This window comes from Kitasatospora purpeofusca (assembly GCF_042691725.1).
GTDB lineage: Bacteria > Actinomycetota > Actinomycetes > Streptomycetales > Streptomycetaceae > Kitasatospora > Kitasatospora purpeofusca_B.
Map to the genome: position 1 here is coordinate 8479777 of NZ_CP170483.1, position 23404 is coordinate 8503180.

The following is a 23404-nucleotide window of genomic DNA, read 5'->3' on the forward strand; positions in this document are numbered from 1 at the left end:
CCCGCCGAGTCGTTCGTCCAACTCGAAACATTGGTGAACGAGTACCGGTCCCGAGGGATCAGCCGTGGTGGTCCGCGGGCTCCTTCCTGTGGCGGGGGAGCCGGTGGGACTCCACCGGTCGTCCGCCGGCGAGGTGCTCGGCGACGATGCGGTCTGCGGCAGCCGGGTCGACGTTCCCGTACCAGACGTCGTCCGGTTGCACGCTGACGACGGGGGCCTGATTGCAGGGGAACTGGCATCCGGTCTGGGTCACGAGCACGTCGTCGTCGCCGAGGCCGTGCTCGGTCAGCTTCTGCACCAGGGCGCGCAGTGCCTCCTCGGCACCCTTGGCCGCGCAACGCGGGCCGCGGCACACCAGGACCTGGTGCCGATGGCCGGGGACGTCCTCCCAGGCCGCGGAGGTGAGGCCGGGCTCATTGCCGGTGACGGCCTTCGTCACCGCGGCCACTGCGGCGACCGCGTCCGGCGAGTCGGCGAGGCGGGTCGCGACGAGGAGTTCGGGGCGGTGGCCCGCGCGTTCGCGCCACCAGTACGCGGCGATCCGCCGCAGCCAGGAGTGGGCCGGGCCGGAAGCCGCGAGTCGGACGCCGATCACGACCACGGTCTCGGTGCCCGCGTCGGCCAGCCTGGTCAGCTCGGCCGACAGCGAGGGATCCGACTGTTGCAGGAAGGCGATCGAGGCCCCGTGCGAGGCGGCCGTCCGGAGGAGTTCGTCACGGCGGACGGCCTCCCCGGCCGACATGCCGACCAGAAGCACGGCACTGCGGCGGGCGGGGGCGCCCGGGACCGGGGAGGTCATGGTGTTGTCCTTTCGCGGAGCAGTCCGTTCCACCGGATGTGCGGTCGGTCGTGCCGGGGGTGCCGTTCCACGGTGGCGTCGACGCCGTAGACGTGCGCGATCATGGGCGAGGTGAGCACGTCGGAGCTGGGCCCGTGGGCGACCAGTCGGCCGTTGAGCAGGACGGCGACCTCGTCGCAGTAGGCGGCGGCGAGTTCGAGGTCGTGCAGCGCGGCCACCGTGGTGATGCCCAGCCCGCGGACGGTACCGAGGAAGCCGAGTTGGTGGCGCAGGTCGAGGTGGTTGGTGGGCTCGTCGAGCAGCAGCACGCCGGGCTCCTGCACCAGCGCCCGCGCGAGCTGGACCCGCTGCCGCTCGCCGCCCGACAGCGTCGGCCAGGACCGGTCGAGCAGGTGGCCGACGTCGGCCGCCGCGACGGCACCGGCGAACACCGCCCGCTCGTGGGCGTCGGCGGCGGCGGTGTTCGCCGGCACGGGCCAGCGGCCGCGGTGCGGGGTGCGTCCGAGGTCGACGACCTGACGGGCCGACAGCGACAGCCGGGTGTCCGCCTGCTGCTCCATGAAGGCCACCTGGCGTGCTCGCCGGCGGGCCGTGAGCGCGTGGAGATCCTCGCCGTCCAGGAGGACCCGCCCAGCGCTCGGCCGGGTCAGTCCGGCGACCGCGCGCAGCAGGGTGGTCTTCCCGGCGCCGTTGGGTCCGAGCAGGCCGGTGACCCGGCCGGGGGCGAACGCGAGCGAGACCTCGTCCAGCAGCGTGGCTGGGCCGATGCGCACACGAAGGCCCTCCGCGCGCAGCCCGGCGGGCGTCGCCGTCACAGCCCGCTCCCGTCGGCCCGCCCCTGGCGCCACAGCAGCCAGGCGAAGAAGGGCGCTCCGAGCCCGGCGGTGATGACGCCGACGGGGATCTCCCGGTCGGGGAGGAGCGAGCGCGCCACGATGTCGCTGCCCACCAGGAGGGACGCGCCCACCAGGGCCGACACGGGCAGCAGGAGGGCGTGGCGCGGGCCGCAGAGGAGCCGGACCACATGCGGTACGACCAGGCCGAGGAAGCCGATGACGCCGGTGTGGGCGACCAGGCACGCGGTCACCAGCGCAGCGGTGGCGACGAGGACCCAGCGGGTGCGCTCGACGTGGACGCCCAGGGAGCGGGCGGCGGTCTCGCCGAAGGCGAAGGCGTCCAGGTCGCGGGCCGAGGAGGCCAGGACCGTGACCCCGGCCAGCGCGACCGCGGTCAGGAAGACGGCGGTGGGCCACCGCACGCCGGCGACCGAGCCCAGCGTCCACTCCATGACGCCGCGCGCCGCGTCGCGGTCCCCGAGGACCAGCACGACGAACGAGGTGTAGGCCCCGCACATCTGTCCCACCGCGATGCCGGCGAGCACGGTCCGGGTGGTCGGCAGCGACCGGGTGCGCGCGCCGGCCAGCGCCAGCACGACGACGGCCGCGAGCAGGGCACCGGCGAAGGCCGCCGTCGCCACCGCACCGGTGCCCACGGCGCCGGACACGCCGACCCCGAGGACGATCACGGTGACGGCGCCGGCGGCGGCTCCGTCCGAGATCCCGAGCAGGAAGGGATCGGCCAGGTCGTTCCCGGTCAGTGTCTGCAACACGGCACCGCAGACCGCGAGACCGGCGCCGGTGGCAGCCGCTCCCAGAACCCGGGGCAGCCGCAACTGCCAGACGATCTGGTCGTCCAGCAACGTCACGTGCGGGTCGCCCAGCCCGAGACGGCGCGCCACGACATCGATCACCGTCCGGACCGGCTCGTGGTGCGAGCCCACGGCCAGGCCGAGGAGCACGGTGGTCAGGAGCAGGGCCGCAGCGACAGCCAGGACCGCCGCCGTGCGACCCGGACCGGAGGGTCGCACGGCGGGGTGGGGTGCGGTGGTCATGAACCCTGGCGCAGCTTGCCCAGGCCCTCGGACACCCGGGCGGCGCCGTCGGCGAGCAGCACACCGGGAGTCGACTCGGAGAACGGCACCACCACGAAGGCCTTGCGCTGCACGGCGGTGAGCCTGCTCAGCACCGGGTCGCCCTGCAGGTAGTCGATCTTGGACTGGGCGGTGTCCCAGTCGGCGTCCGCGAGCACGATGGCGTCCGGGTCCGCGGCGACGACCTTCTCCCAGCTCACGTTCTGCCAGGCACCGGGCAGGTCTGCGAAGACGTTGCGGGCGCCGACGGCGTCGAGCACGAGCTGAGGTCCGCCGTGGCCGGAACCGACGTACGGCGTCTTGGTGTCCGAGTCGAACCACAGGACCTTCAGGTCCTTGCCCGCGGCCGCCGCCGTGAACCGGGCCAGCTGCTGCTCCTGCTGCCGCTGGATCGCGGCGGCCCGCTCGGGGACGCCGAAGACCTTGGCGACGTCGTTCAGTTCGCCCCACATCGACTGCCAGGTCGGCGGCGGCACCTGGCTCTTGTCCGAGCAGCCGAAGGGGGACAGGTACGACGGGATGCCCTGGCCGCGCAGCTCCTCCCGGCTGCCCGCGACCTTGTCGGTGAACGCGCTGGAGTAGGAGGCGTACAGGAAGTCGGGACGGGCCGCGAGGAGCTTCTCCTTGGTCGGGTACTCCTTGGAGAGCACCGGAACGGAGTCGTAGGCCGCCTTCCACTTCTCCGGGACGGAATCGTCGAGGTAGGCGGTACCGGCCATGCGGGACTGCAGGCCGAGGGCCAGGGCCACCTCGGTGGCACCCTGGTTGAGCGTCACCAGCCGGTCGGGCGGCGCGCCGACCGTCACGGTGGTCCCGCAGTTGTCCACACTGACCGGCTCGGCACTTCCGGTCGTCCCGCCGGACGCGACGGGCGCGGGGGCGCCCGCGCAGGCGCCGAGCACGCCGATGAACAGGAAGGCCGCGACCGCCCGGCCGACACGCGTCGGACCTGTGGGACGTGCGGAACGTATGGATGGGAACGGGTACGGCAGACCGCTGGGCACGTGTTCTCCAAAACCCTCGTGGAACATGTCGCGCCGTGGCCGGTCTCCTGGCTTCCGCATCGACACACCGAGGCCGACCTTCCCGGGCGGCTCTTCCAGCCCGCCCAGTGGCCCTGACCGCTGGGAAAGCCGGTCAGCGAGGGCCGCGGTACTCCGCGGCAACAGTGGCGAGGGCCGCACCGGACTCAGACCGGTTTCCCGAACACCACGGCGATTGCAAGGTATCAGGCGTGGTCAGGTCGGTGCTGGCCGGCACCTGGGGTGATCGCTTGGATCGTTCGGGATCCGATAGCCCCTACAGCCCCTAACGCGCGCGGTGCGCCGGCGGCGAGCCTCGGATCGGTCCTCGGAATGCGCCGGAGGGACGACCGCTGCTGATCCATCTCGCCGGGTTCGGGTGTGCCGGGAAGCTGCTCGTGCGAGGGCCTCGTGCAGTGCGAGGCGAAGAAATGCCGCAGCGGTCGGCACCGGCACGAAGTCGCGGGCCGGCCGGTGGGCCCCGGAGTGGTTCAGGTCGCGAGGTGGAAGCCGGCGCCGACTCCGCCGATGGCGTTCATCTCGTCGATGATGCTCAGGATCGGCGAACTGTGCTGGGCGCCGAACGCGTTGCCGACCAGCGTCTGCCCGTCCACGACAGGGGAACCGGAGTCACCGGAGTTGGTGAAGACGAGGTGGGTGAACCAGATTCCGTTGGTGCCCAGCTTGATGCCGCAGGTGAGGCCGGTCCGGTGGCCCTGCTTGCACATCCGGGTCCCGTTGGCCGGCGGCGCCCCGATCGATGTGATGGTCACCGAACCCACGGTGTCGGTGGGGGCGACCCGGCTCTCGTCGAGCTTGATCACCGCGTAGTCCAGGCCCTTGGGCCCGGTGCTGAGCAGGTTGTTGGGCGTGCTGACGTACGTCACCGTGCCGATGGCCCCCGTCTCCAGGTCGGGGCGGCTGGCGTTGACGTCGGCCGGGGCGAGGGCCGTCCCCGCCGGCGAGGTGTCCCGGTAGATCTGCTCGCCGACCAGCTTGTTGCCCTGCGCGTCGATGAGGCAGTGAGCGTTGGTCAGGCCCACCAGGTTGCCCGCCGCGTCGCGGCCGACCGCGGTGAGGGTGCAGAGGTACCAGCTCGTGGCGGCCTCGGGCGTCGGCTTCAGCCGGAAGATGATCCCCGTGCCGCCCCCGATGGGCGTGAGCGACCGCGTGCCCGCGGCGGGGGCCTGAGCGGGGACAGCGCCTGCGGATGGAGCCGCGGTGAGGGACATGACCGTGAGGAGGACGGCCAGGCCGAGGGCGCGTAACGGACGTATCATGTGATCGCTTCCTTTGCGGGGATGGGCAGTTGAGCGGAGTACGGCTACGGCTCCAGTCGACCGCCACGGCGATGAGAACTGTTTGAGTTTCTATCACTCGGGTGCCAGGAAGCACCGGCGAAAACAGGTCGGTCCATGTCGTTCGAACGGTCCTGTCCCAAGGCCGCGGAGCGGGGACCAGGTGCCGCCGCTTCCAGGGATTGAGCGAGAGCGACGAGCATGCTGAGCGTGAGGTCTACCGATGGCCGCGACGTACACTCGCAGTGAAGGCGAAGCGCCAGGCCGAGACTCCGGCACCGGTGCGAGGGAGGGGACAGGATGTTCGGTTCGCGGAAGAAGCTCAACGATCTGATGGCGCAGCTCAGGCCCGACCTGAGTCGGGAATCGCTCGGCGTCGGGCCCGACTTCCCGGGCGTCGCCCCGAACCCGCTCCTGAGCAGTGACGCACGGAAGCGCAATGCGGAACTGCGTACGGGGGCGCTTGCGCTCGGCGTTCTCGTCGACTGGCGGGAGGTCAACGGCAATCCACGCGTGGTCCTGATGCTCGACGTGGAGACCGCCGACGGCATCTCGTTCCGCGGTATCGCAGACGAAAACCTCACGATCACCGAGCTCACCCGACTCGCCCCAGGACAGACGTTGCCCGTGCGCTACCGGCCGGCCGTCATGGACCACTACGTCGCCCTTGCCCGGGACGCGGACCCCGCCCACGTGCAGCAGCTCGCTGACGAGATCGCCAGCCGCAAGCGGACCTGACCCGAAGCCATCGGCCGGATCCCTGGGGCGTGTCCGGCAAAGAGACACCGCCACCGTGCAGGCCCCAGGTGAGCCCGTGCTTGTGGGTTCCTGGGATTCCATGGCTCGGACCTGCTCTCCAAGGAGTACCGCCGGCGGGGCAGGGGGCGGCTCCGGCTCGGTGAAGGGGCGTGCGGTCGGGGCTTCCGCGCCCCTGCGCGCCGCACGGGACCGGCGCCGGAGCGCGCAGCGGCGCGATCACCTGGGTATCAGGAAGTCGATACCGGGTGGTCATGGGAGGGCCGATGAGTGCGCAGGAAGTACCGCCGATCTCGATCTTCTACCGTCGCGACGGGCTCGACCCGGGCGCGGCGCTGGGGGAGGCCCAGCGGGGGGATCCGGTGCGGCGGGTGCGGGACTTCTGGCTGCACCAGGTCGGCGAGTACTGGCTCGTCACCCGGCACGCCGATGTGCGGAGGGTGCTGGCCGACCAGGAGACGTTCGCGATGTACGACCCGGAACGTGCTCCGGTCCTGCCGAACGAGCTCCTCAACATGGATCCGCCGGAGCACACGCGGCTGCGCCACGTCCTGACGCCCGAGTTCACCGGGAAGCGGATCCGCTCACTCGACCCGATGATCCGCACCAGGGTCGGCGAGCTGATCGACGCCATGGAGGCGCGGGGTTCGGCGGCGGACCTGATGGACGCCTTCGCCCTTCCGCTGCCGCTCGGGGTGATCTGCGCGCTGCTCGGTGTGCCCGACCCCGACCAGGCGGAGTTCCACCGCTGGTCCCGCACCACGCTGGATCTCGGACTCCCGATGGAGGAGCGGCTCGCGGCCGGCCAGGAGTCGCGTGCGTACACGGCCTCGCTGGTGGCGGAGAAGCGGCGCAGCCCGGACGACGGGATGATCGGCATGCTCGTCCGGGAGCACGGCGGCGCGGTGTCGGACGCCGAACTGGTCGGTGTCTGCGAGTTGTTGCTGCTCGCCGGCCACGTCACGGTGTCCAACACGATCGGCCTGGGCGTGCTCGCCCTGCTGTCGCACCCGGAACAGGCCGACCGTTTGCGCGACGCCGCCGAGGGCGATCCGGTGATCGACACCGCGGTCGAGGAGCTGCTGCGGTACCTGTCCGTGTCCAGCACCGCGCTGGCCCGGACCGCGCGGTGCGACACCGAGGTGGGCGGCGTGCCGATCAAGGCCGGTGACCAGGTCGTCTGCCAACTGCCGGTGGCCAACCGCGACCCGGTGCTCGGCGCCGGGATGGACCGCCTCGACATCGGACGCAAACCCGTGTCGCACGTGGCCTTCGGACACGGCCCGCACCACTGCCTGGGCGCACCCCTGGCCCGCGCCGAACTGCGGATCGCGTTGCCCGCGCTCCTGCGACGGCTGCCCGGTCTCGCGCTCGCGTGTCCCGCCGAAGAGGTGCCCTACCGCGCCAACAACGAGGTCTACGGTCTCCACGCACTGCCCGTCACCTGGTGACCGGCGACGTCGCCCCGACCGCTCCTGCCAGGCCGGCCCGGGGCCGTCGCGCCTTGCCCCCGGATCGGGCAGCCCGGAGAACGACCTCACTGACCGCAACGCCGCCCGCTGTTCTGCATCCACCCCGGCGGCGGCATCAGCTGGTCGTACAGCGGGCTCATCGCCCACGCGGTCGCCTGCGAGCCGCAGTCGCGCGGCGAGCGGACCGCGCTGCCGGCGATTCCAAGACCGCGCCTGCGCCCGCCGAGGCCGCCCGCCGGGCTCTGCCCCCTCGGGCGGCAGGGCCGACGACGGCAGGGCCGGTTGTCGGGGAGTGCAGCCCCGCCCTCGGCAGCCGACGGCCCCTGGGAACCACCTTTCGACGGGTGCCTGGTGCGGTGGGGGCGGTCCCGGCGTCGGAGTGCCGGGGCCGCCCCCACCGGAGGGGTGTCAGGTGAACATCTGCTGGTAGGCCCAGATGCCGTTGTCGGAGCCGCGGTGGGGAACCAGGAGGCGGTTGTCGTGGTACCTGGCGGGGACGGGCAGTCCCGCCAGGTGTCCGCCCAGCGGAGCGGCGTCGGAGAAGACGCCGGCGAGGGCCGCGGCCGGGGCGAGCACGTTGTTCGCCAGCGTGTCGCCGCCCAGGCTCTCGGCCGGGTCCCACGAGGCGTAGTCCACCGCGGTCTGGTGGACGGCTGCCGGCCGTTCGGCTGTCTACCCTGCGAGGCAGCTGCTCCTGACCGCGTCGATGGTGGAGGCGATGAGCCGGGACTGGGCGAGGGGGACGAGGTAGCAGGGGCGCCCCGCGACGGCCTCCTCGACGGCGCGGACCATCACCCGGTACGGATCGATGGCCGGGTAGGTGCGGGGTGTCCGGTCGGTACCCGTCAGGTGAGCGGGGGCGGTGGCGGCGCAGAAGGCCGGTGCCGACAACCGGAGGGTGCCGTCGGTGCCGGTGGCCGTGAACTCCTCGGCGCGGGATCCGTTGAGCGAGCAGCGGATCTCGGCGACGCCGTATCCGGGGAACTCCAGCAGGAACGCCGACTCGCAGTCGGCCGAGTCGGTGTCCCACCGGGCCTGCTTCGCCCACACCACCCGGGGGGCGCGCCAGCCGAAGGCGGCCAGGGTGGCCGACACGGCGTAGTAGCCGACGTCGAGGAGGGCGCCGCCGCCGAGGGCCGGGTCCCGGCGGTAGTTCCCGGGAGGGGGCGCCAGGCCGTCGAACCGCGCGGTGACGCTGGTGACGGTGCCGATCGCCCCGTTCGCGATCATGGCTTCCAGGTCGCGGGTCCGGGGGTGCCAGCGGTTCCAGGCCGCTTCGACGAGCAGGCGGCCCGTGTCGGCGGCCGCGCGGACCATGGTGTCGACCTCGGTGCGGGACAGCCCCAGGGGCTTCTCGCAGACGACGTGCTTGCCCGCGCGCAGGGCGGCCTCGGTCCAGCGGCAGTGGGCGCTGTTGTGGAGCGCGATGTAGACCACGTCCAGGTCGGAGTCCTGGAGCAGCGCGTCGTAGGAGGAGTACGTCCGGAGCGGGGCGAGCGCGCGGGCCCGTTCGGGATCGCTGGACGCCACGGAGTGCAGGGTGGCGCTGTGGTCCGCGTGCACCGCCGGCGCGAGGCTCGACCTGGCGATCGAACCCGCCCCGAGGAAACCCCAGTTCGTCATGTCGGATCCATCCTTCTCGGCCGGGCGACAGCTCGGCGGGACAAGAGGCTGCGTCGGATCGGTGCGGGGCCGGCCGCGCACGCACGTCATCCGCGGCCGTTGACGGAGGCTCGCAAGCCGGCCTCCTTGTCGGGCCGGCCGTTCCCGACCGTCACGGGGGCAGGGGCCGTCGTGGGCAGGTTCGTCGCTTCGAGGAGCCGCTTCTGGCACTGCCGCAGGATCTCGGGGGCGAGCATGGACGTCTTCATCGACGGCCCGGATCCGTAGTCCAGGAACACCCGCTGCACATTGCCGGCGTCGCTCAGGGCGACCCGGTCGGTGACCAGCGGCCGGGCGTCCACGAGACCGCTCCTGATCAGGCGCAACGCCACGTTCATGACGTTGGCGGACCGGGACATCGGGAACAGGCGCACGTCGAACGGGGTGGAACGCAGTTGCAGACCCTTGGCGAGGATCAGCCAGGTGTTGATGCGCTGCGGTACGGAGGTCGCGCCGTAGATGACGTACGTGCCGCCCGGCCGCAGCAGTCCCATGGCCAGCTCGCGGATGTCCTTGCCGGTCGTTGTCTCGGGGGCGTCGATGTGGGGCAGGGCGTCGAACACGAAGTCCGCGTACTGGTCGTGGTGCTCGTGGACGAATGCCCCGAGCTCGGCCGCCTGGGTGTCGGTGTTGAAGGCGGCCGACGCGCCGTGGCCGAGGGCGGTGGCCAGCCGGGGGTCACTGCGGTCCAGCACCGTCACCGAACCGGCCCCCATGTGCGCGTTCAGGACCTGGACCGCGAGCAGGGCGCTCGGGCCGCAACCGAGGACCACGCAGACGTCACCGGGCCGGCACGGATTGAGCAGCAGGGACCGGAGCACCGAGGTGAGCGGCTCGACCATCGAGGCGAGGTCCGGGGGAACGTCGGCTGGCAGGACGACGGCGGCCGCCTGGTCGGAGTCGTAGAAGTTGCGCCGGGTGTACCAGCTGGTCTCGACGTTCAGCCGCCCCGCGAAGAGCGGCCGCAGCAGGCGGTACTCGGCCATGCCGTCGAAGTCCGTCTGCCCCCAGTAGGCGATCCGGTCGCCGGTCGCCACGTCGCCCGCGAGCCGCTGCCCCACCTCGACGACCCGGCCGACGTACTCGTGGCCCGGAACGATGGGCCACGCCTCAGGGGTCAGGTGGCCGCGGAAGTACGAGACGTCCGTGGAGCAGATCGAGACGGCCTCGGTACGCAGCACGATCTCGTCCGGCCCGCACACCGGGTCGGGTACGGCGGTGTGGGTGAGTTCGCCGGGTGCGGTCATCAGATAGGCGTACACGGGAGCCCTCCAAGCATTCTCGAGGCCGGACTGCCGACGGTTTCGAACCGCGCCGACGTCGACCGGGGGCCGAGGCCCGTTGTCACTCGCGGGCTGGTGTTCGGTGCGGGTGGATTCGTGAACCGTGACTCCGAAGGGCGGGATGTGTCCCGGCAGGAACCGGCATCCCGGCTGCCCGGCCTCAATACCCTCCGATGCTGTCAAGGGGACCTGCGATCAGCGCGCCAGATCGTCCGACCGGGTGAATTCCACGCGAGAAGGATTCGGTCGGCGGCGGGCGTCATCGCAGGTGAGCGATGCCCGGGCGGCGGCGCGCCCGGGGCGGGACCGCTCTCGCTGGTACAAGGTGTGGGCGCTTGTTACCTTGGAGAAAAGGCGTCCTCGAGGCACGCGGGCCCTTCGCCGAAGGCCGTTCGCCCCCTCGGAGCGCTCCACGGCGTGACTCGCCCGAGCTGCGCCGATGTCCGACGAACATCCGCTGCGCACACCTCCGGGACCATCCCGTGGACCACACCGATATCGATGTACCCGACGTCGCGAAGATGATCGATCACTCGCTGTTGCGGCCCGAACTGACCACACGGGACGTTCTCGAAGGCTGCGCACTCGCCGCCCGCTACAACGTGGCCTCGGTCTGCGCGAGGCCGGTCGACGTGGCCAGGGCCGCGAAGGAGCTCTCCGGCACCGGAGTGCTCGTCGGCACGGTCGTCGGCTTTCCGCACGGCTCCTCGCTCACCGCCGTCAAGGTGGCCGAGGCCCGCGCGGCGCTGGCGGACGGTGCCCACGAACTGGACATGGTGCTCAGCATCGGACGCCTGCGCGACGGAGACGACCGCGCGGTGGCCGACGACATCCACGGCGTCGTCCGGGCCGCCCGGGAGGGCGGGGCCCTCGTGAAGGTGATCTTCGAGAACGCCTATCTCACGACGGACGAGAAGATCCGGGCATGCCGACTGAGCGACGAGGCGGGGGCCGACTACGTGAAGACCTCCACCGGCTTCGCACCGTCCGGCGCCACGGTGGAGGACATCCGGCTCATGCGGGCCAACGTGCCGCCCCGGATGAAGGTCAAGGCCGCCGGCGGCGTGCGCACCCTCGACCTCCTGCTGGAGATGGTCGAGGCCGGAGCCGCGCGCTTCGGTGCCACCGCCACCGCCAAGATCCTGGACGATCTGGCCGCCCGCCGCGCCACCGCGTCCTGACCGGCCATGGTGGCCGTCGCGGGCACCGCTGTCGGAGCGGTCGCCTAGGCTTCACGGCCATGGGACTTTCGATATCGGTGGGAATGCTCCACGACCAGGCGCGCAACGACCCGGAGGGGTACGAGTACCACCGGCGCGCCTTCGACCGGCTCGGCGCGGCACTCGGGACGGAGGGGATCGACTGGCAGGAGCCGCCGCTCGACGGGCCTGCGCAGGACCCCGCCTTCTCCGGCGGCTTCCCCTACCACCACCTGACCCGGCTGCGCCGCGTGCTGGCGCTCATCAGTCGCGGCGAGCAGGTCACGCCGACCGAGGAGGACGGGGCCGGCTGGGCGCGTGACTGCGAGCTGATCCAGGACGAGGCGTCGAGGTTCGCCTCGCACCTGATCTGCCATGCCGACAGCGCCGGTTACTACGTGCCGGTGGACTTCGAGGACCCGCTGTTCCTGCCCGCCGACGCGGGCGTCGCGGGCGCCGGCATGGTCGGCTCCACCCAGCGCCTGTTGGACGAACTCGCCACCGTCGCAACGGCCCTGGGCATCACCCCGGCCGAGCCCGGCGCCGCTTCCGCCCCCGCCGAAGGCCCTGTCGCCGACGGGCCGTTCGAGCCCGAGCAGTACGCCTGGCACCAGCTCCACCGCGCCTGCCTGGCCAGCCTCGCCGGCGGCCACGCGATCGTCTTCCACTGACCTCGGACCGCGCGCGCTGTCGGCGGGGCGCGCGGGACCGGCAGGTCGTCGAGGTCGTCCCGCCCCGGCCGAAAGGGCTGTGCGGGCACACGACGACGCGTGACGAACGCCCCGACCCGGCAACCGGGCCGAGACGTTCGGTCGCGGTCAGAAATCTGTCGAGGGCGGGGAGGCGGCGATCGAGGTGCCGTAGAGGCGGTACCCGTCCTTGTCGTCGATGGCCGGTGCGTGGCCCTGCTGGAACAGGAGGATGATGTCGGAGCCGCCGAAGAGGAAGTAGCCGAACTCCTCACCCTTCGGCGCCTGGGCACCGACGGTCATCGTCATCTTGACCGAATCGATCTGCGCCATGCCCACCGGGACGATCGCGACCAGCCCGATGTCGCCGTAGGGGGACTTGGCGGTGTCGATCACGATGACGCCGCGTCCCTGGGTGAACTCGTAGCCGTCGGTGCTGTTGTCCGGGGCGTCGAACTGTCCGTTGCCGTCGATCGTGACGTCCAGGTAGACGTCTTCGTGGACGGGGAAGCACTCCTTGACCTGCCCGGCCACCGGGGTGTGGAAGCGGTGGTACGAGTACGGGGCGAGGAAGTAGTGCACGAACGTGCCGTTGGCGAACCTTTTGCCGTAGTCGCTTTTCTCGCTGAGGAGTTGCGGGATCGTGATGACTTCGTGGGTGAGCTTGAGCCGTAGCGGATCGCCGTCCGGGTGGATCCCGGAGTTGGCGTCGATGTCGTACGTGTTCTTGTAGATGCAGTCGGCGGGCATGGTCACCGTGGTGTTGTGCTCCGGGTCGGTGATCGGCCGCAGGCCGGGGTTGAGCTCGCGGGCGAAGAACTGGTTGAAGGTGCGCCAGCCGCTCGGCTCGTTGGGCTTGCCGTCGACCAACGAGTCCTGGACGCGGTAGCGCGGCGAGTTGTCTTCGAACGACTTCAGTTGCTCGTCACTGAACGACTCCGGCGTGTCGAGGAAGGACCCCCACGCGTTGGTGAATTCGACCAGCCAGTCCTTGAACCACGGATCGTTCTGCACGATCCGGTTGCCGTCGTCGGTGACCTTCTGGTCGATGAGGTAGTAGAAGTGGCACAGTCGGTCGTAGACCTCCTGCTGCCCGCCCTTGTCGTCGGACCAGGCTTCGCCGGGGTCCTGCCTCGGTGCCCACTTGGAGAACGTGGTCAGGTAGTCGAGGTAGTCGGAGATGGCCGTGGGCCAGTACAACGCGTCGAACAGCGCTTTTCTGAGCTTCTTCTCCGCGGTCGTACGTGCCTGCTGGAGCGAGTCCTCCAGCAGTTTGGCCAAATCCTTGTCGTCGTCCAGATGCTTCCTGAGTTTCTCGATCACCTCTGACGAGGTGAAGGTGATGGGCATCGTCAATCCCCTGTCGTCGGTGGCGTTCCCGCCCTGCCGGCCCCGGTGGACGGGCTTGCGTCAGTGGGTGTGGGCGATCTGTGAGTCGACCGCGCACCACTGGCCGTTCTCCATGTTCCCGGTCGTGTTGTCCGGTACGTCGAAGGCGGCTACGGCACCCGGCTGGAAGACCAGGACCATGCTGGAGCCGCCGTAGCTGAAATATCCCAGCTCGTCGCCCTTGCCGACCTGCTGCCCCGGCGTGACCCCGATGGTGAGCGAGGAGATCTCGGTGATGCCGATGGGCATCACGCAGACGACGCCGATGGGGTCGGAACTCCTGACGAAGATCAGGGCGCGGGCGTTGACCGAGGCCTCGTAGATCTGCGACTGAACTCCGGCATCCTCGTCGTGGCCCGCCGATTCGAGCTCGGTGAACGTCAGTCCCTCGACCACCCGGGCGCTGATGACCGTGCCGCTGACCGGGGTGTGCCAGCGGTGGTAGTCACTGCCGGCGAGGAACGACTGGTAGACATCCCCTCCGACGAAGCCGGCCGTCAGATCGCTGCCGTCCAGCATGTCGTAGAGGGAGTAGCGCTGGCCCTTGACCCAGAACTCGTCGGTACGCTGCACGTTCCGCTGGATCTTGACCACCCTGCCGTCGTTGGGGGCGACGATGATCTCGGGATCCGTGCCGCCCGCGATCGGGCGCCGGTCGGGCCTGACCTCCCGGTGGAAGAAGTCGTTGAACGAGGCCAGCCCACCGTAGGGCTGCGCGAAATCGACCTCGAAGTCGTCGAGCTTCAGCTGCTGCCGGGCATCCGGTGACAGCCACTGGTCGGCGGTCAACACGTCACGGCTGGCGGGGCTGTCCAGGTACGCGCACCACTCCCGCAGGATCCCCACGAGCGCCCTGTTGAGGTCCCTGTTGCGGAAGGCCGCCTCCCCGGCGGGCGTGTACATCATGTCGACGAACAGGGCGGACATCGGGAAGTGGACCTTGTCGGTGTAGCGCGGGGCCCAGGTGACGACGGTGTCGAGATGATCGAGCAGGTCGGGGATGCTGCGCACCCCCTCCTTCCGGTACTCCAGGGCCTGTTCGATCATCAGACTCACGTACATCCGCACCACGGGGTCCCGGTCGATCAGCCTCGCCAGGCCGGCCACCGAGTCGTGCCGGACGACGGCGTTCCGCGCCTGCTGCCGCTCGACGTACGTGCCGACTTCGTCCAGCCAGGCGTGGACGGCGGCGCGGTCCGCCGGCAGGTACCCGGCGGCCCGCCCGAACGAGTTCTGGTAGCGGGCCTCGACGGCCTGCTCGGTGTACTGGCTACCCTGGTTTCCGTTGATGTGCGTCACGGAGTTCCCTCCGGCCCTGGCTGGTGAACTGAACGCATGGGGGAGGGCCTGACCTCGCGTGCACATTCGGCAGCACGGCCTCGATCTGTGGCACGCGGTACTGCACTTTCGGAACGACCTCGAATCCGCCACTCCCCGATAACATTATCTGCACACGATCTATCTGATGTCCATCTGGACCGTTACGCAAAGTCACATCGGGCAGGCTCCATGGCGGGGTGTTACGCCCCGGCCCGGCGCGGGCTTCCGCGCAGGGCCGGGGCGTTCGCGCTACTTCGTCGCCTTGCGGCAGGAGTCCGCCGCGACGACGGCGGGGACGTAGTCGTCCCTCAGGAGGTGGTAACAGGACTTGAACGCTTCCTCGCCGCCGTCCGCGCCGATCTTGCAGGCATCCTCCACGAGCTCGGTGGTGGCGTTCGGCGCCTTCTCCAGGACGTGGTGGGAACACCCCTGCACGGTGGCGCTCGCGGTCGGGGCGGCGGCGACGAGACCGCCCAGGGCGAGGGAAAGGGTGCCGCCGGTGGCAGCGATGCGTCGTGCCAGCCTCATAATGATCAAATCTTTCCGGGAGAAGGTGACTTGACGGGCCGAAGAGAGCGTGATCCGCCCACGGGCGCCGACCCGGGACATGTCTACCGAACCGCGTGTCACACCCGTCCGGATGCCGCGCCGACACCCGACGAAGATCACTCGAAGTCGTGGGCCGAGCGGTAGCGGGGTTGACGGCGCGCCCTGGGGCCGGCCGGTCCGGGGCGGGTGCCGCCCGTCAGCGGAGCTGGAGGGACCACTCCTGCTTCCAGCCGCCCTCGCAGGTCCACACGCCGAGCTGCTTGTGGTCCGAGTCGAGGGTGAGGCAGTCGTCGTCGGAGATCTGGATCCGGTACTTGCCGTTGCCGACGCCGACGAACTGCCACTTCTGGTTGGAGGTGTTGCCCCACGCCTGCTGCTCGGCGACGTAGGTCTCGGGGTTCTCGGTGAGGTTGTACCCGAGGTCGTTGACGATGCGGTAGCGGTCCCCGCCCAGGGGTTTGATCGTCCAGGTGGACCCCTTGTAGCCCAGGATGCCGCCCAGGACCGGTGCGCCCCAGCTCGCGGTCTCGTTGGGGGCCGTCGCGCCCAAGCCGTTGTCGAGCTTCAGGAACAGCGGCCGCTCGGTCGGGACGGCGCTGCCGCCGCCGCCCGTCGGGGGCTTGGTGGGGTTGGTCGGGGTGCCCGGTTCGCCGGGGACGACGACGCCGCCGGAGGCGGATTCGAGCACCCACTCCTGCTGCCAGCCCCGCTTGCACGTCCACACGCCGAGCTGCTTGAAGTCGGAGTCGTGGGCGAGGCAGTCGTCGTCGGAGATCCGGATCTGGTACCTGCCGTTGCCGACCCCGAAGAGCTCCCACTTCTGCTTGGAGGAGTTGCTCCACGGCTGGAGTTCGGCCATGTAACCGCCGCTCTCGGTGAGGTCCAGCCCGTAGGAACTGGTGATCCGGTAGCGGCCGCCGCCGACCGGGGTGAGCTTCCACTTGGACTCGTTGCCGCCCCGGAGCCCGGGGACGACGGACGCGCCGGCCGAGCCGCTGACCGGGACGGCGCCCAGGCCGTTGTCGAGCTTCAGGGTCACGTCGGCGCCGTTGCCGGGCGTGGTCGGGTTGGTGGTCGGCGGGGTGCCGCCCCAGGCCCAGTTCTGGTTGGGCGCGTCCCGGTTGTCCTCCGAGCCGCAGGCCCAGGCCGCCACCGTGCTGCCGTTGGCGGTCCGGCCGTACAGGGCGTCGACGCAGACGTCCTGGGAGCGGTCGTCCAGGTTCGTCAGGTGCCGCAGGCCGCCGCTGGGCGACATGTGCCAGCGCTGGCCGGGGATGTCCAGGCAGTCCCAGATCTGGAGCTTGTTCCCGTTCGCGGCCTTGTTGTCCGCCAGGTCGAGGCACTTGCCGTTGGCCGCGCGGAGCTTGTAGCCGTTGTACGTCCACTTCTGGGCGTCGCCGCCGTTGCACTCCCACATCTGCACGGGGGTGCCGTTCGCGGTGCCGTTCCCGCTGACGTCCAGGCAGGCGTGGTAGCCGGGGGCACTGGAGTCGGGGGTCAGGCTGCCGGTCCTGGCGCCGTAGCCGGACCGGGCGGGGAAGTGGATGGTGCGCACGTCGCCGTCGCACTTGTAGGGCCGCGCGGTGCCCGCCCGGCAGGTCCACGGCTCCTTCTTGACGCTGTCGCCGTCGTTGCCGACGAACGCCCAGTTCATGTAGCCGCCGTCGCCCCGGTTGCGGAACGTCGAATCGCCCTGGAACACCCAGATGCGGAACTTGTCGTAACCGGAGGGCTCCTTCTTCTCCTTGTCCAGGAAATGGTTGAGCTTGTAGGTGGTGTCGATCAGCACCCCCTTCATGTCGGCCTTGTGCTCGTTCGTGAACCATTCGGTGTCGTACAGGTCGGTGCCGACCGTCTTGAACACCATGACGTTGAATCCCGGGAACTTCTCGCTCAGCTTCGACGCGGTGTTCTGGGTGAACTGCGCGTTGTCCAGCTTGTTCTGGTTGGCGGCGTTGCGCATGAGCTTGATCGTGTCGAAGACGGAGGTGATCAACGAGGTCATGCAGTTGCCGCCGCCCGGCACGGCCGGGGTTCCGCAGGTCTTGTCCACGGGCGCGGCCGGCGCGGCCTGGGCGGCCTGCACGGTCGGGCCGGACAGCACGGCGACCGCGGCGAGCCCGCAGGCGAATGCGCGTTTCAGGCGGGAGAGGGATTTCATGTCGGAATCGTTTTCCTTCTCGAATCGGAGACCGGTTTCGTCTCGACGAAGAGGGACTTTAGGTCCGGGAATCCGCCGTCCCGTGACTCCTGACGGCATCCATACGGCGGGGCCGGGGGTTCTGCCCTTTCGCGCACCGGCCCGGCTCGGACGGCTTCGCGGGCCGGCCTCGAACGACGGTGCCTCGGCGACGGCGTCAGCGTGCCGTCAGCAACGGCCCCGGCGGAATCAAGGAAGTGTCAGGGACAGGTCGGATGCCGCCCGGCCCGGACTAGCCTCGGCGTGTTCGAGCTGTCGAGACCCGCAGCGGTCCGGACCGGGGCGGTAGCTCCGGGAAGCCGGGAGCCGTCGCGGGTCGGTCGTCCTGCCGCATCGAAGGATGCCCTACCGGAGGTGAGGTCCGCGTGACCGTTCTCAGTGCGTTCCAGCGCCGGCCGTTCCCCTCCGGTACCCATGCCGGGGAGTGCGCGGGGTCGGCCCTGGCGGCGATCGTCCGCAGGCTCGCCGCCAGCCCGCTCGACAGCAGCGTCCTCCAGGCCGTGGGCGGGGCGACGGCCTCGGGCGCGGTCGCCGCCGCTCGTCGTGGCGGCGGGCTGAGTGCCACCTGGCGGCCCGTCGTGGGTCCGGACGGCACCCGGCGGCTCGAAGCCCGGTGGGACGCCGAGCACTGAGCGCGCCGCGCCCGGCCGGGACGATCCCGCCGGAGTGATGACCTCGGCGTCGGTCCCGGCGGCGCGGGGCCGGCCCCGCGCGGGCCGGCGTTGCGCGACAGCACACCCGAGCAGGGGCAGCATGGTCCTGACGGAGGTGGTGAGCGGGACGTGACGGGCAGGCTGCGGGTGTTCCTGGGGGCGGCGCCGGGGGTCGGGAAGACGTACGCCATGCTCGCCGAGGGGCGGCGGCTGCGGGGCGAGGGACTGGACGTCGTGGTGGGCCTCGCCGAGACGTACGGCCGGCGCGGCACCGAGGAGCAGTTGGGGGACCTGCCGGTGCAGCCGCGCCGGCCGGTCCGCTACCGGGACGTCGAGCTGGCCGAGCTGGACCTGGACGGTCTGCTGGAGCGCCGGCCCGAGCTCGCCCTGGTGGACGAGCTGGCGCACACCAACGTGCCCGGCAGCCGGAACACCAAGCGCTGGCAGGACGTGCGGGAGCTGCTGGCGGCCGGGATCGACGTGGCGACGACGCTCAACATCCAGCATCTGGAGAGCCTCAACGACGTCGTCGAGCAGATCACCGGTGTCGCCCAGCGGGAGACCGTCCCGGACGAGGTGGTCCGCGCCGCCGACCGGATCGAGCTGGTGGACCTGAGCCCGCAGGCGCTGCGCACCCGGATGGCCCAGGGCCGGATCTACGCGCCGGACCGGATCGACGTCGCGCTCGACCACTACTTCCGGGCCGGCAACCTGGGCGCGTTGCGGGAGCTGGCCCTCCTCTGGCTGGCCGACCGGGTGGAGGAGGAACTGGCCGACTACCGGGCCCGGCACGGCATCCGGGCGCCGTGGGAGACCAAGGAACGGATCGTGGTCGCGCTGGACGGCGCCCCGCAGGGCGAGCACCTGATCCGGCGGGGCGCCCGCATCGCGACGCGGGTGCACGGGGACCTGATCGGCGTGCACGTCCGGCCGGACGACGGCACCGCACGGGCGGCGCCACCGGGCCTGGCGGCCCAGCGCGAGCTGCTGCGCGAGCTGCGCGGGACCTATGTCGAGGTCGGCGGCGCGGACGTGGCCCGGGCGCTGGTGGACTTCGCGCGGACGGAGAGCGCGACCCAGCTCCTGCTCGGGCCGACGAGCCGCTCACGGCTGCGCGAGCTGGTGTCGGGGTCCGTGATCAACCGGGTGATCCGGCTGGCCGGCCCGATCGACGTGCACGTCCTGCCACCGCCCGAACCGGGGCTGCTGGCCGTGCCGTCGGGGCCCCGGCGCCGTCGGCCGGCGGCGGTGCCCGCGCGCCGGCGCCGGACGGCGTGGCTGCTGGGGCCGGCCGGGACGGTCGCGCTGGCCTGGGCGCTCTCGCCGCTGCGGGACTCGCTCGGCCTGTCGGGGGCGCTGCTCTGCCTGTTGCTGGCCGTGGCCGGGACGGCCCGACTGGGCGGTCTGCTGCCCGCGGCCGGCAGCACCGCGGCGGGGGCGCTCGCCGCCGACTTCTTCTTCACCACGCCCTGGCACAGCCTGGCGGTGGAGCGAGGGGCGGACCTCGCCGCGCTGGTGGTGTTCCTGGCCGTGGCCGGGATCATCGCCCATCTGATCGACGGACTGGCCCGGCGCTCCCAGCAGGCCGACCGGGCGCGGGCGGAGGCGGCGGTGCTGGCCCGGCTGGCGGGCGAGACGGTGGACTCCGGGGCCTGGACGCTGCCCGAGCTGGTGTCGGAGCTGCGGCAGGTGTTCGGGCAGGACGGCGTGGCGGTGCTGCGGGACGGGGAGGTCCGGCAGCCGCTCGCCTCGTCCGGGGCGGCCGTCCCGGGGCCCGACGAGGCGTCGTACTCCGTGGAGCTGGGCGGGGGCGCGGTGCTGGTCCTGCGCGGTCGACCGCTGAGCGGGGAGGACACCCGGCTGCTGGGCCCCTACGTCACCCAGCTGCGGCTGGCCCGGGAGCGGGAGCAACTGGTGGCCCACGCGTCGGCGACCGATGTGCTGGCGGATGCCGACGCCCTGCACACCGCGCTCCTGGAGGCCGTCGGCCACGACCTGCGGGCGCCGCTGGCGGCCGTCCGCCGTTCGGCCGCCGAGCTGTCGGCGGGGGACGGTCCGGCCGGTGCGGCCGCCGACCGGATCGGGGCCGAGGCGGCGCGGATGGAGCGACTGGTGGCGAACCTGCTGGACCTGGGCCGGCTGCGGGCCGGGGCGGCGCCGGTGGTCCTGCGGCCGACCCCGGTCGGTGACGTGGTCCGGGCGGCCGTCGCCGGGCTGCCCGAGGAGCCGGCCGTGCCGCCGGTCCGGGTCGGAGCGGTGGACGGGCTGCCGCGGGCGCTGGCCGATCCCGGGCTGCTCGAACGCGCGCTCGCCGACGTCCTGGCCGCGGCCCGGGCGGCGGAGGGCCCGGGCCCGGTGACGGTCGACGCCGGAGAGGTGGCCGGGCGGATCGACGTCAGGGTGGTCGGACGCGTCGCCGCCGGAGGACCGGGACTGGCGGTCGCGGAGGGCTTCGTGGAGGCGATGAACGGCGAGCTGACCGTGGAGGAGTCCTCCGGGGGCGGGACCTCCTTCGTGATCAGCCTCAGCCGTGCGCTCGGCCGGTGATCAGCGCACGCCGACGGCCCGGGCGTCGCGGTTCTGGGCGTCGCGGTTCCCGGCGCGGTGGTGTCCGGCGGCAAGGGGGAGCGGCGCGCCGCTGCGGGCGCTGAGCTCCAGCCGGTCCAGCAGTTCGGACGGGGGGACGGCGACGACCGGGCAGGGCGCGTGCGCCCGGCAGTACCGCAGGACGGAGCCGTGCAGCAGGCGGTCGAGCCGGCCGCGCGGGCCGGTGCCGATCACCAGCCGGTCGGCCGGGCCGGTGACGGCGGAGACCAGGGCGGCGCCGGCGCCGCCCCGGACCGTCAGCGGGTGGATGACCAGGTCGGCGGGATAGCCGCCGAAGGCCTGCTCGAAGGCGGTGTCGATGCGGCGGCGGGCGGCGTGTTCCAGCTCGGACAGCGGGCGCGGGCCGCGCTGGTCGCCGTCCGAGGGCGACCAGGCGGCCACCGGGACGAGGACGGCCTCGCGCCGGGCCGCCTCGGCCACCGCGCGGTACAGCGCCGCGAGGCTGCCCAGGGATCCGCTGAGCCCGACGATCACTCTGGTGGTGCCGGTCATGGTGCCGGTCATGGCTGTTCGCCTCCGCCTCGGTCAGGTGACACCCGGTGGTTCACTGCCTCCATGGAACGCCCCGCCGGGGGTGGCCTGACCGGCTGCTGACGGCACCATGACGGCGGCAGCCGTGTTCTTGACGGTTCCATGACGGGGCCGCGCCGGCTTCGGTCCGGGGCCTCGGCCGAGGCGCCGCGCAGGGCGGGCGGGATCAGCGCGACGACGATCAGGGCGTTGAAGATGCTCGCCGAGGTCCGCGGCCGGCAGGGCCTCCCGGAGCCGGCGGGCGCTGATCAGCCGGCGGCGCCCGGTCCGCGGCGGACGGGGGCGGTGGCCGACGTCAAAGGCCCGTCAGGGATCCGTCAGGGGGGCGTCAGGGGGTCGTCAGGGCCGGCGGGCACTCCTTGCCGGGCTCCGACGAGTGGGCTTGGATGAGGGAAGTGAACCGTTCGACACGCCACCACGACCGCCCGCCGCATACGCGGCCGCAGGTCGTCGCTGTCGCGGTCGCCACCGTCCGGTAGGTCCTCGCCTCCCCGCTCGGCCACCGGCGTGTGCCGCTCAATGCCGTCCGCCTCCCCGCCGCAGAGTGCGGGGAGGCGGACGCGTTTCCACCGTTCCACCTTCTCCGCACCGCCAGTACCCCGGCGGTGCCCGCCACCCTTTGGATGGGTCATGTCCGACGCTGTTCTGTCCGCCCGCCCCCAGCCCTCGGCCGGGGGCGCCCCCGTCGCCCTGGTCACCGGAGCCTCCTCGGGCATCGGTTGGGAGACCGCCCGGCTGCTGGCCGGTCACGGAGCCACCGTGCTGGTGCACGCCCGCACCACCGCCGAGGCCGAGGACGCCGTCGAGCGCCTGGTCGCGGCCGGCGCGCGTCGGGACCGACTGATCGAGCTGGCAGCCGACTTCACCCGCCTCTCGGAGGTCGCCGTGCTGGCCGGCACGGTGGCCGAGCACTACCCGGCGCTGGACCTGCTGGTCAACAACGCCGCCGTGATGGCCCCCGAGCGCTGCACCCTCACCGGCGACGGCAACGAGGTCTCGCTCCAGGTCAACTTCCTCGCCGCCCACCTGCTCGCCAAGCTGCTGCGCGCCCCGCTCTCCGCGGCCGGCGGCGCCCGGATCGTCAACGTCTCCTCCTCGCTGCACCGCACCGCCTCGATGAACTGGACCGATCCGCACCGGGTGAAGAAGTACTCGCGGGTCGCGGCCTACGCGCAGTCGCAGCTGGCCCTGACCATGGCGACCGCCGACATGGCCCCCGAGGGATCCGGCATCACCGCCGTCAGCCTCAACCCGGGCCTGTGCGACACCGCGCTGCTCCCGCTCTACGGAAGGGTCGGCGCACCGGCGGCCGAGGGCGCGGCGGCCGTGGTCCGGCTCTGCCTGCCGGAGACGCCGCTGACCAACGGCGAGTACTACGAGGGCGGCGAGCTCGCCCCGACCGCCGCGGCCGTCCAGGAGGCGCGCTCGCAGAAGCGCCTCGTCAAGCTCGCCGACCAGCTGGTCGGCCGGGCGGTCTGAAGCCTCCACCCGACGTTCTCAGAAGAGCGTCATGTCCAAGCGCGCCCCGCAGAACCGCTTCTGCGGCGCCGTCATCGACCGGGCGCTGCGCCGGCACACCGACGCGGTGGTCCGCCGGCTCGGGACGCGGATGTATGCAGGACGAAGGGGCACCGGGCCCCGGACGGCGCCACCGCTGTCCGGGGCCCGAAACGTTCAGGACAACCTGTGGTCTCGGGTGAATGACGCGGGCATCAAGGCTGCGTCAACGATTTCGAACCACCCGTATGGACGGCATCAGGAAGCCGTCGTGCGCCCCCGATCGCTGGTTTGCTGCTCCCGCCGGTCTTCCCCCGGTGTCGCGGCAAGTCCCTTCGGGTCAGGCCCCGGCATCCTCGTAGCCGCTCTGGTGGAGCCATGTCCGATCTCATCTACGTCGCCGTCACGCTTGCCGTGTTCGGCGTCATCGCCCTGATCGCGCGGGGGGTGGAGAAGCTGTGAGCGCGGAGAACGTCGTGGGTCTCATCGTGGCCGTCGCGCTCGTCGGCTACCTCGTCGTGGCGCTGATCTACCCGGAGAAGTTCTGA

At 71.7% G+C, this 23404-nt stretch carries 21 protein-coding genes and 1 riboswitch; of the genes, 8 read left to right on the plus strand and 13 right to left on the minus strand.

Going from position 1 to position 23404, the window contains the following annotated elements; translation table 11 throughout:
• Positions 1–58 precede the first annotated feature (58 nt).
• The 5 genes from ACFCLZ_RS36365 to ACFCLZ_RS36385 form a co-directional block, all read right to left on the minus strand.
• Positions 59–799 (minus strand): ferredoxin, encoded by a 741-nt coding sequence (locus ACFCLZ_RS36365; RefSeq protein ID WP_380282178.1) that lies wholly within the window; start codon positions 797–799, stop codon positions 59–61.
• The gene (locus ACFCLZ_RS36370; RefSeq protein WP_380282179.1) at positions 796–1614 is read right to left on the minus strand and encodes an ABC transporter ATP-binding protein; all 819 of its coding nucleotides are present in this window, start codon (positions 1612–1614) and stop codon (positions 796–798) included. The genes ACFCLZ_RS36365 and ACFCLZ_RS36370 overlap by 4 nt, the downstream gene beginning before the upstream one ends.
• The gene (locus tag ACFCLZ_RS36375; RefSeq protein WP_380282180.1) at positions 1611–2690 is read right to left on the minus strand and encodes a FecCD family ABC transporter permease; all 1080 of its coding nucleotides are present in this window, start codon (positions 2688–2690) and stop codon (positions 1611–1613) included. Before ACFCLZ_RS36375 ends, ACFCLZ_RS36370 begins: the two co-directional genes overlap by 4 nt.
• Positions 2687–3631, minus strand: a complete 945-nt coding sequence (locus ACFCLZ_RS36380; RefSeq protein ID WP_380282181.1) for an ABC transporter substrate-binding protein — start codon at positions 3629–3631, stop codon at positions 2687–2689. The genes ACFCLZ_RS36375 and ACFCLZ_RS36380 overlap by 4 nt, the downstream gene beginning before the upstream one ends.
• Before the next feature lie 121 nt (positions 3632–3752).
• A riboswitch (cobalamin riboswitch) is annotated at positions 3753–3958 on the minus strand.
• 284 nt (positions 3959–4242) lie between these two features.
• Positions 4243–5031 (minus strand): trypsin-like peptidase domain-containing protein, encoded by a 789-nt coding sequence (locus ACFCLZ_RS36385; protein WP_380282182.1) that lies wholly within the window; start codon positions 5029–5031, stop codon positions 4243–4245.
• Positions 5032–5349: 318 nt separating this feature from the next.
• Here ACFCLZ_RS36385 and ACFCLZ_RS36390 point away from each other — a divergent pair, with 318 nt between their 5' ends.
• Together ACFCLZ_RS36390 and ACFCLZ_RS36395 are read left to right on the plus strand one after the other, a co-directional pair.
• Positions 5350–5787, plus strand: coding sequence for a hypothetical protein (locus ACFCLZ_RS36390; protein WP_380282183.1), 438 nt, complete (start codon positions 5350–5352; stop codon positions 5785–5787).
• A 284-nt stretch (positions 5788–6071) separates the two neighbouring features.
• On the plus strand, positions 6072–7256 hold the full coding sequence (locus ACFCLZ_RS36395; RefSeq protein ID WP_380282184.1) for a cytochrome P450: 1185 nt from the start codon (positions 6072–6074) through the stop codon (positions 7254–7256).
• A 429-nt stretch (positions 7257–7685) separates the two neighbouring features.
• Here ACFCLZ_RS36395 and ACFCLZ_RS36400 read toward each other — a convergent pair whose 3' ends face one another.
• The 3 genes from ACFCLZ_RS36400 to ACFCLZ_RS36410 form a co-directional block, all read right to left on the minus strand.
• On the minus strand, positions 7686–7913 hold the full coding sequence (locus ACFCLZ_RS36400; RefSeq protein ID WP_380282185.1) for a hypothetical protein: 228 nt from the start codon (positions 7911–7913) through the stop codon (positions 7686–7688).
• A gap of 36 nt (positions 7914–7949) precedes the next feature.
• Entirely contained in the window at positions 7950–8900 is a 951-nt protein-coding gene (locus tag ACFCLZ_RS36405; RefSeq protein ID WP_380282186.1) for a Gfo/Idh/MocA family protein, read from the minus strand.
• An 86-nt stretch (positions 8901–8986) separates the two neighbouring features.
• Positions 8987–10186: a zinc-binding dehydrogenase gene (locus ACFCLZ_RS36410; RefSeq protein ID WP_380282187.1), complete on the minus strand. Its 1200-nt coding sequence runs from the start codon at positions 10184–10186 to the stop codon at positions 8987–8989.
• Positions 10187–10704: 518 nt separating this feature from the next.
• On the opposite strand from ACFCLZ_RS36410, the gene deoC reads away from it, so the two are divergent.
• Positions 10705–11403 carry a deoxyribose-phosphate aldolase gene (deoC, locus tag ACFCLZ_RS36415; protein WP_380282188.1) on the plus strand — a complete coding sequence of 233 codons (699 nt, stop codon included), beginning with the start codon at positions 10705–10707 and terminating at the stop codon, positions 11401–11403.
• 59 nt (positions 11404–11462) lie between these two features.
• Positions 11463–12092, plus strand: coding sequence for a hypothetical protein (locus tag ACFCLZ_RS36420; protein ID WP_380282189.1), 630 nt, complete (start codon positions 11463–11465; stop codon positions 12090–12092).
• 147 nt (positions 12093–12239) lie between these two features.
• Here ACFCLZ_RS36420 and ACFCLZ_RS36425 read toward each other — a convergent pair whose 3' ends face one another.
• From ACFCLZ_RS36425 to ACFCLZ_RS36440, 4 genes are all read right to left on the minus strand, one after another.
• Positions 12240–13460 (minus strand): phosphatidylserine decarboxylase, encoded by a 1221-nt coding sequence (locus tag ACFCLZ_RS36425; RefSeq protein ID WP_380282190.1) that lies wholly within the window; start codon positions 13458–13460, stop codon positions 12240–12242.
• Positions 13461–13520: 60 nt separating this feature from the next.
• A complete protein-coding gene (locus tag ACFCLZ_RS36430) occupies positions 13521–14798 on the minus strand; it encodes a phophatidylserine decarboxylase associated domain-containing protein (protein ID WP_380282191.1) in 1278 nt (425 codons plus the stop codon).
• Between the two features lie 270 nt (positions 14799–15068).
• Positions 15069–15347, minus strand: coding sequence for a hypothetical protein (locus ACFCLZ_RS36435; protein ID WP_380282192.1), 279 nt, complete (start codon positions 15345–15347; stop codon positions 15069–15071).
• Between the two features lie 217 nt (positions 15348–15564).
• Entirely contained in the window at positions 15565–17529 is a 1965-nt protein-coding gene (locus ACFCLZ_RS36440; RefSeq protein WP_380282193.1) for a ricin-type beta-trefoil lectin domain protein, read from the minus strand.
• Between the two features lie 404 nt (positions 17530–17933).
• Here ACFCLZ_RS36440 and ACFCLZ_RS36445 point away from each other — a divergent pair, with 404 nt between their 5' ends.
• Positions 17934–18200 carry a hypothetical protein gene (locus ACFCLZ_RS36445; protein WP_380282194.1) on the plus strand — a complete coding sequence of 89 codons (267 nt, stop codon included), beginning with the start codon at positions 17934–17936 and terminating at the stop codon, positions 18198–18200.
• A 150-nt stretch (positions 18201–18350) separates the two neighbouring features.
• Entirely contained in the window at positions 18351–20768 is a 2418-nt protein-coding gene (locus tag ACFCLZ_RS36450) for a DUF4118 domain-containing protein (protein ID WP_380282195.1), read from the plus strand.
• On the opposite strand, the gene ACFCLZ_RS36455 is transcribed toward ACFCLZ_RS36450, so the two are convergent.
• Positions 20769–21332 (minus strand): universal stress protein, encoded by a 564-nt coding sequence (locus ACFCLZ_RS36455; protein WP_380282196.1) that lies wholly within the window; start codon positions 21330–21332, stop codon positions 20769–20771.
• A gap of 657 nt (positions 21333–21989) precedes the next feature.
• Here ACFCLZ_RS36455 and ACFCLZ_RS36460 point away from each other — a divergent pair.
• Positions 21990–22838, plus strand: coding sequence for an SDR family NAD(P)-dependent oxidoreductase (locus ACFCLZ_RS36460; RefSeq protein WP_380282197.1), 849 nt, complete (start codon positions 21990–21992; stop codon positions 22836–22838).
• A 476-nt stretch (positions 22839–23314) separates the two neighbouring features.
• The gene (kdpF, locus tag ACFCLZ_RS36465) at positions 23315–23404 is read left to right on the plus strand and encodes a K(+)-transporting ATPase subunit F (RefSeq protein WP_344342429.1); all 90 of its coding nucleotides are present in this window, start codon (positions 23315–23317) and stop codon (positions 23402–23404) included.

What these genes read in the sequence shown, in the direction of transcription:
- ACFCLZ_RS36365 (WP_380282178.1), bottom strand. Translation starts at nt 799, where the DNA reads ATGACCTCCCCGGTCCCGGGCGCCCCCGCCCGCCGCAGTGCCGTGCTT.
- ACFCLZ_RS36375 (WP_380282180.1), bottom strand. Translation starts at nt 2,690, where the DNA reads ATGACCACCGCACCCCACCCCGCCGTGCGACCCTCCGGTCCGGGTCGC.
- ACFCLZ_RS36385 (WP_380282182.1), bottom strand. Translation starts at nt 5,031, where the DNA reads ATGATACGTCCGTTACGCGCCCTCGGCCTGGCCGTCCTCCTCACGGTC.
- ACFCLZ_RS36390 (WP_380282183.1), top strand. Translation starts at nt 5,350, where the DNA reads ATGTTCGGTTCGCGGAAGAAGCTCAACGATCTGATGGCGCAGCTCAGG.
- ACFCLZ_RS36395 (WP_380282184.1), top strand. Translation starts at nt 6,072, where the DNA reads ATGAGTGCGCAGGAAGTACCGCCGATCTCGATCTTCTACCGTCGCGAC.
- ACFCLZ_RS36405 (WP_380282186.1), bottom strand. Translation starts at nt 8,900, where the DNA reads ATGACGAACTGGGGTTTCCTCGGGGCGGGTTCGATCGCCAGGTCGAGC.
- ACFCLZ_RS36410 (WP_380282187.1), bottom strand. Translation starts at nt 10,186, where the DNA reads ATGACCGCACCCGGCGAACTCACCCACACCGCCGTACCCGACCCGGTG.
- ACFCLZ_RS36420 (WP_380282189.1), top strand. Translation starts at nt 11,463, where the DNA reads ATGGGACTTTCGATATCGGTGGGAATGCTCCACGACCAGGCGCGCAAC.
- ACFCLZ_RS36425 (WP_380282190.1), bottom strand. Translation starts at nt 13,460, where the DNA reads ATGCCCATCACCTTCACCTCGTCAGAGGTGATCGAGAAACTCAGGAAG.
- ACFCLZ_RS36435 (WP_380282192.1), bottom strand. Translation starts at nt 15,347, where the DNA reads ATGAGGCTGGCACGACGCATCGCTGCCACCGGCGGCACCCTTTCCCTC.
- ACFCLZ_RS36440 (WP_380282193.1), bottom strand. Translation starts at nt 17,529, where the DNA reads ATGAAATCCCTCTCCCGCCTGAAACGCGCATTCGCCTGCGGGCTCGCC.
- ACFCLZ_RS36455 (WP_380282196.1), bottom strand. Translation starts at nt 21,332, where the DNA reads ATGACCGGCACCATGACCGGCACCACCAGAGTGATCGTCGGGCTCAGC.
- ACFCLZ_RS36460 (WP_380282197.1), top strand. Translation starts at nt 21,990, where the DNA reads ATGTCCGACGCTGTTCTGTCCGCCCGCCCCCAGCCCTCGGCCGGGGGC.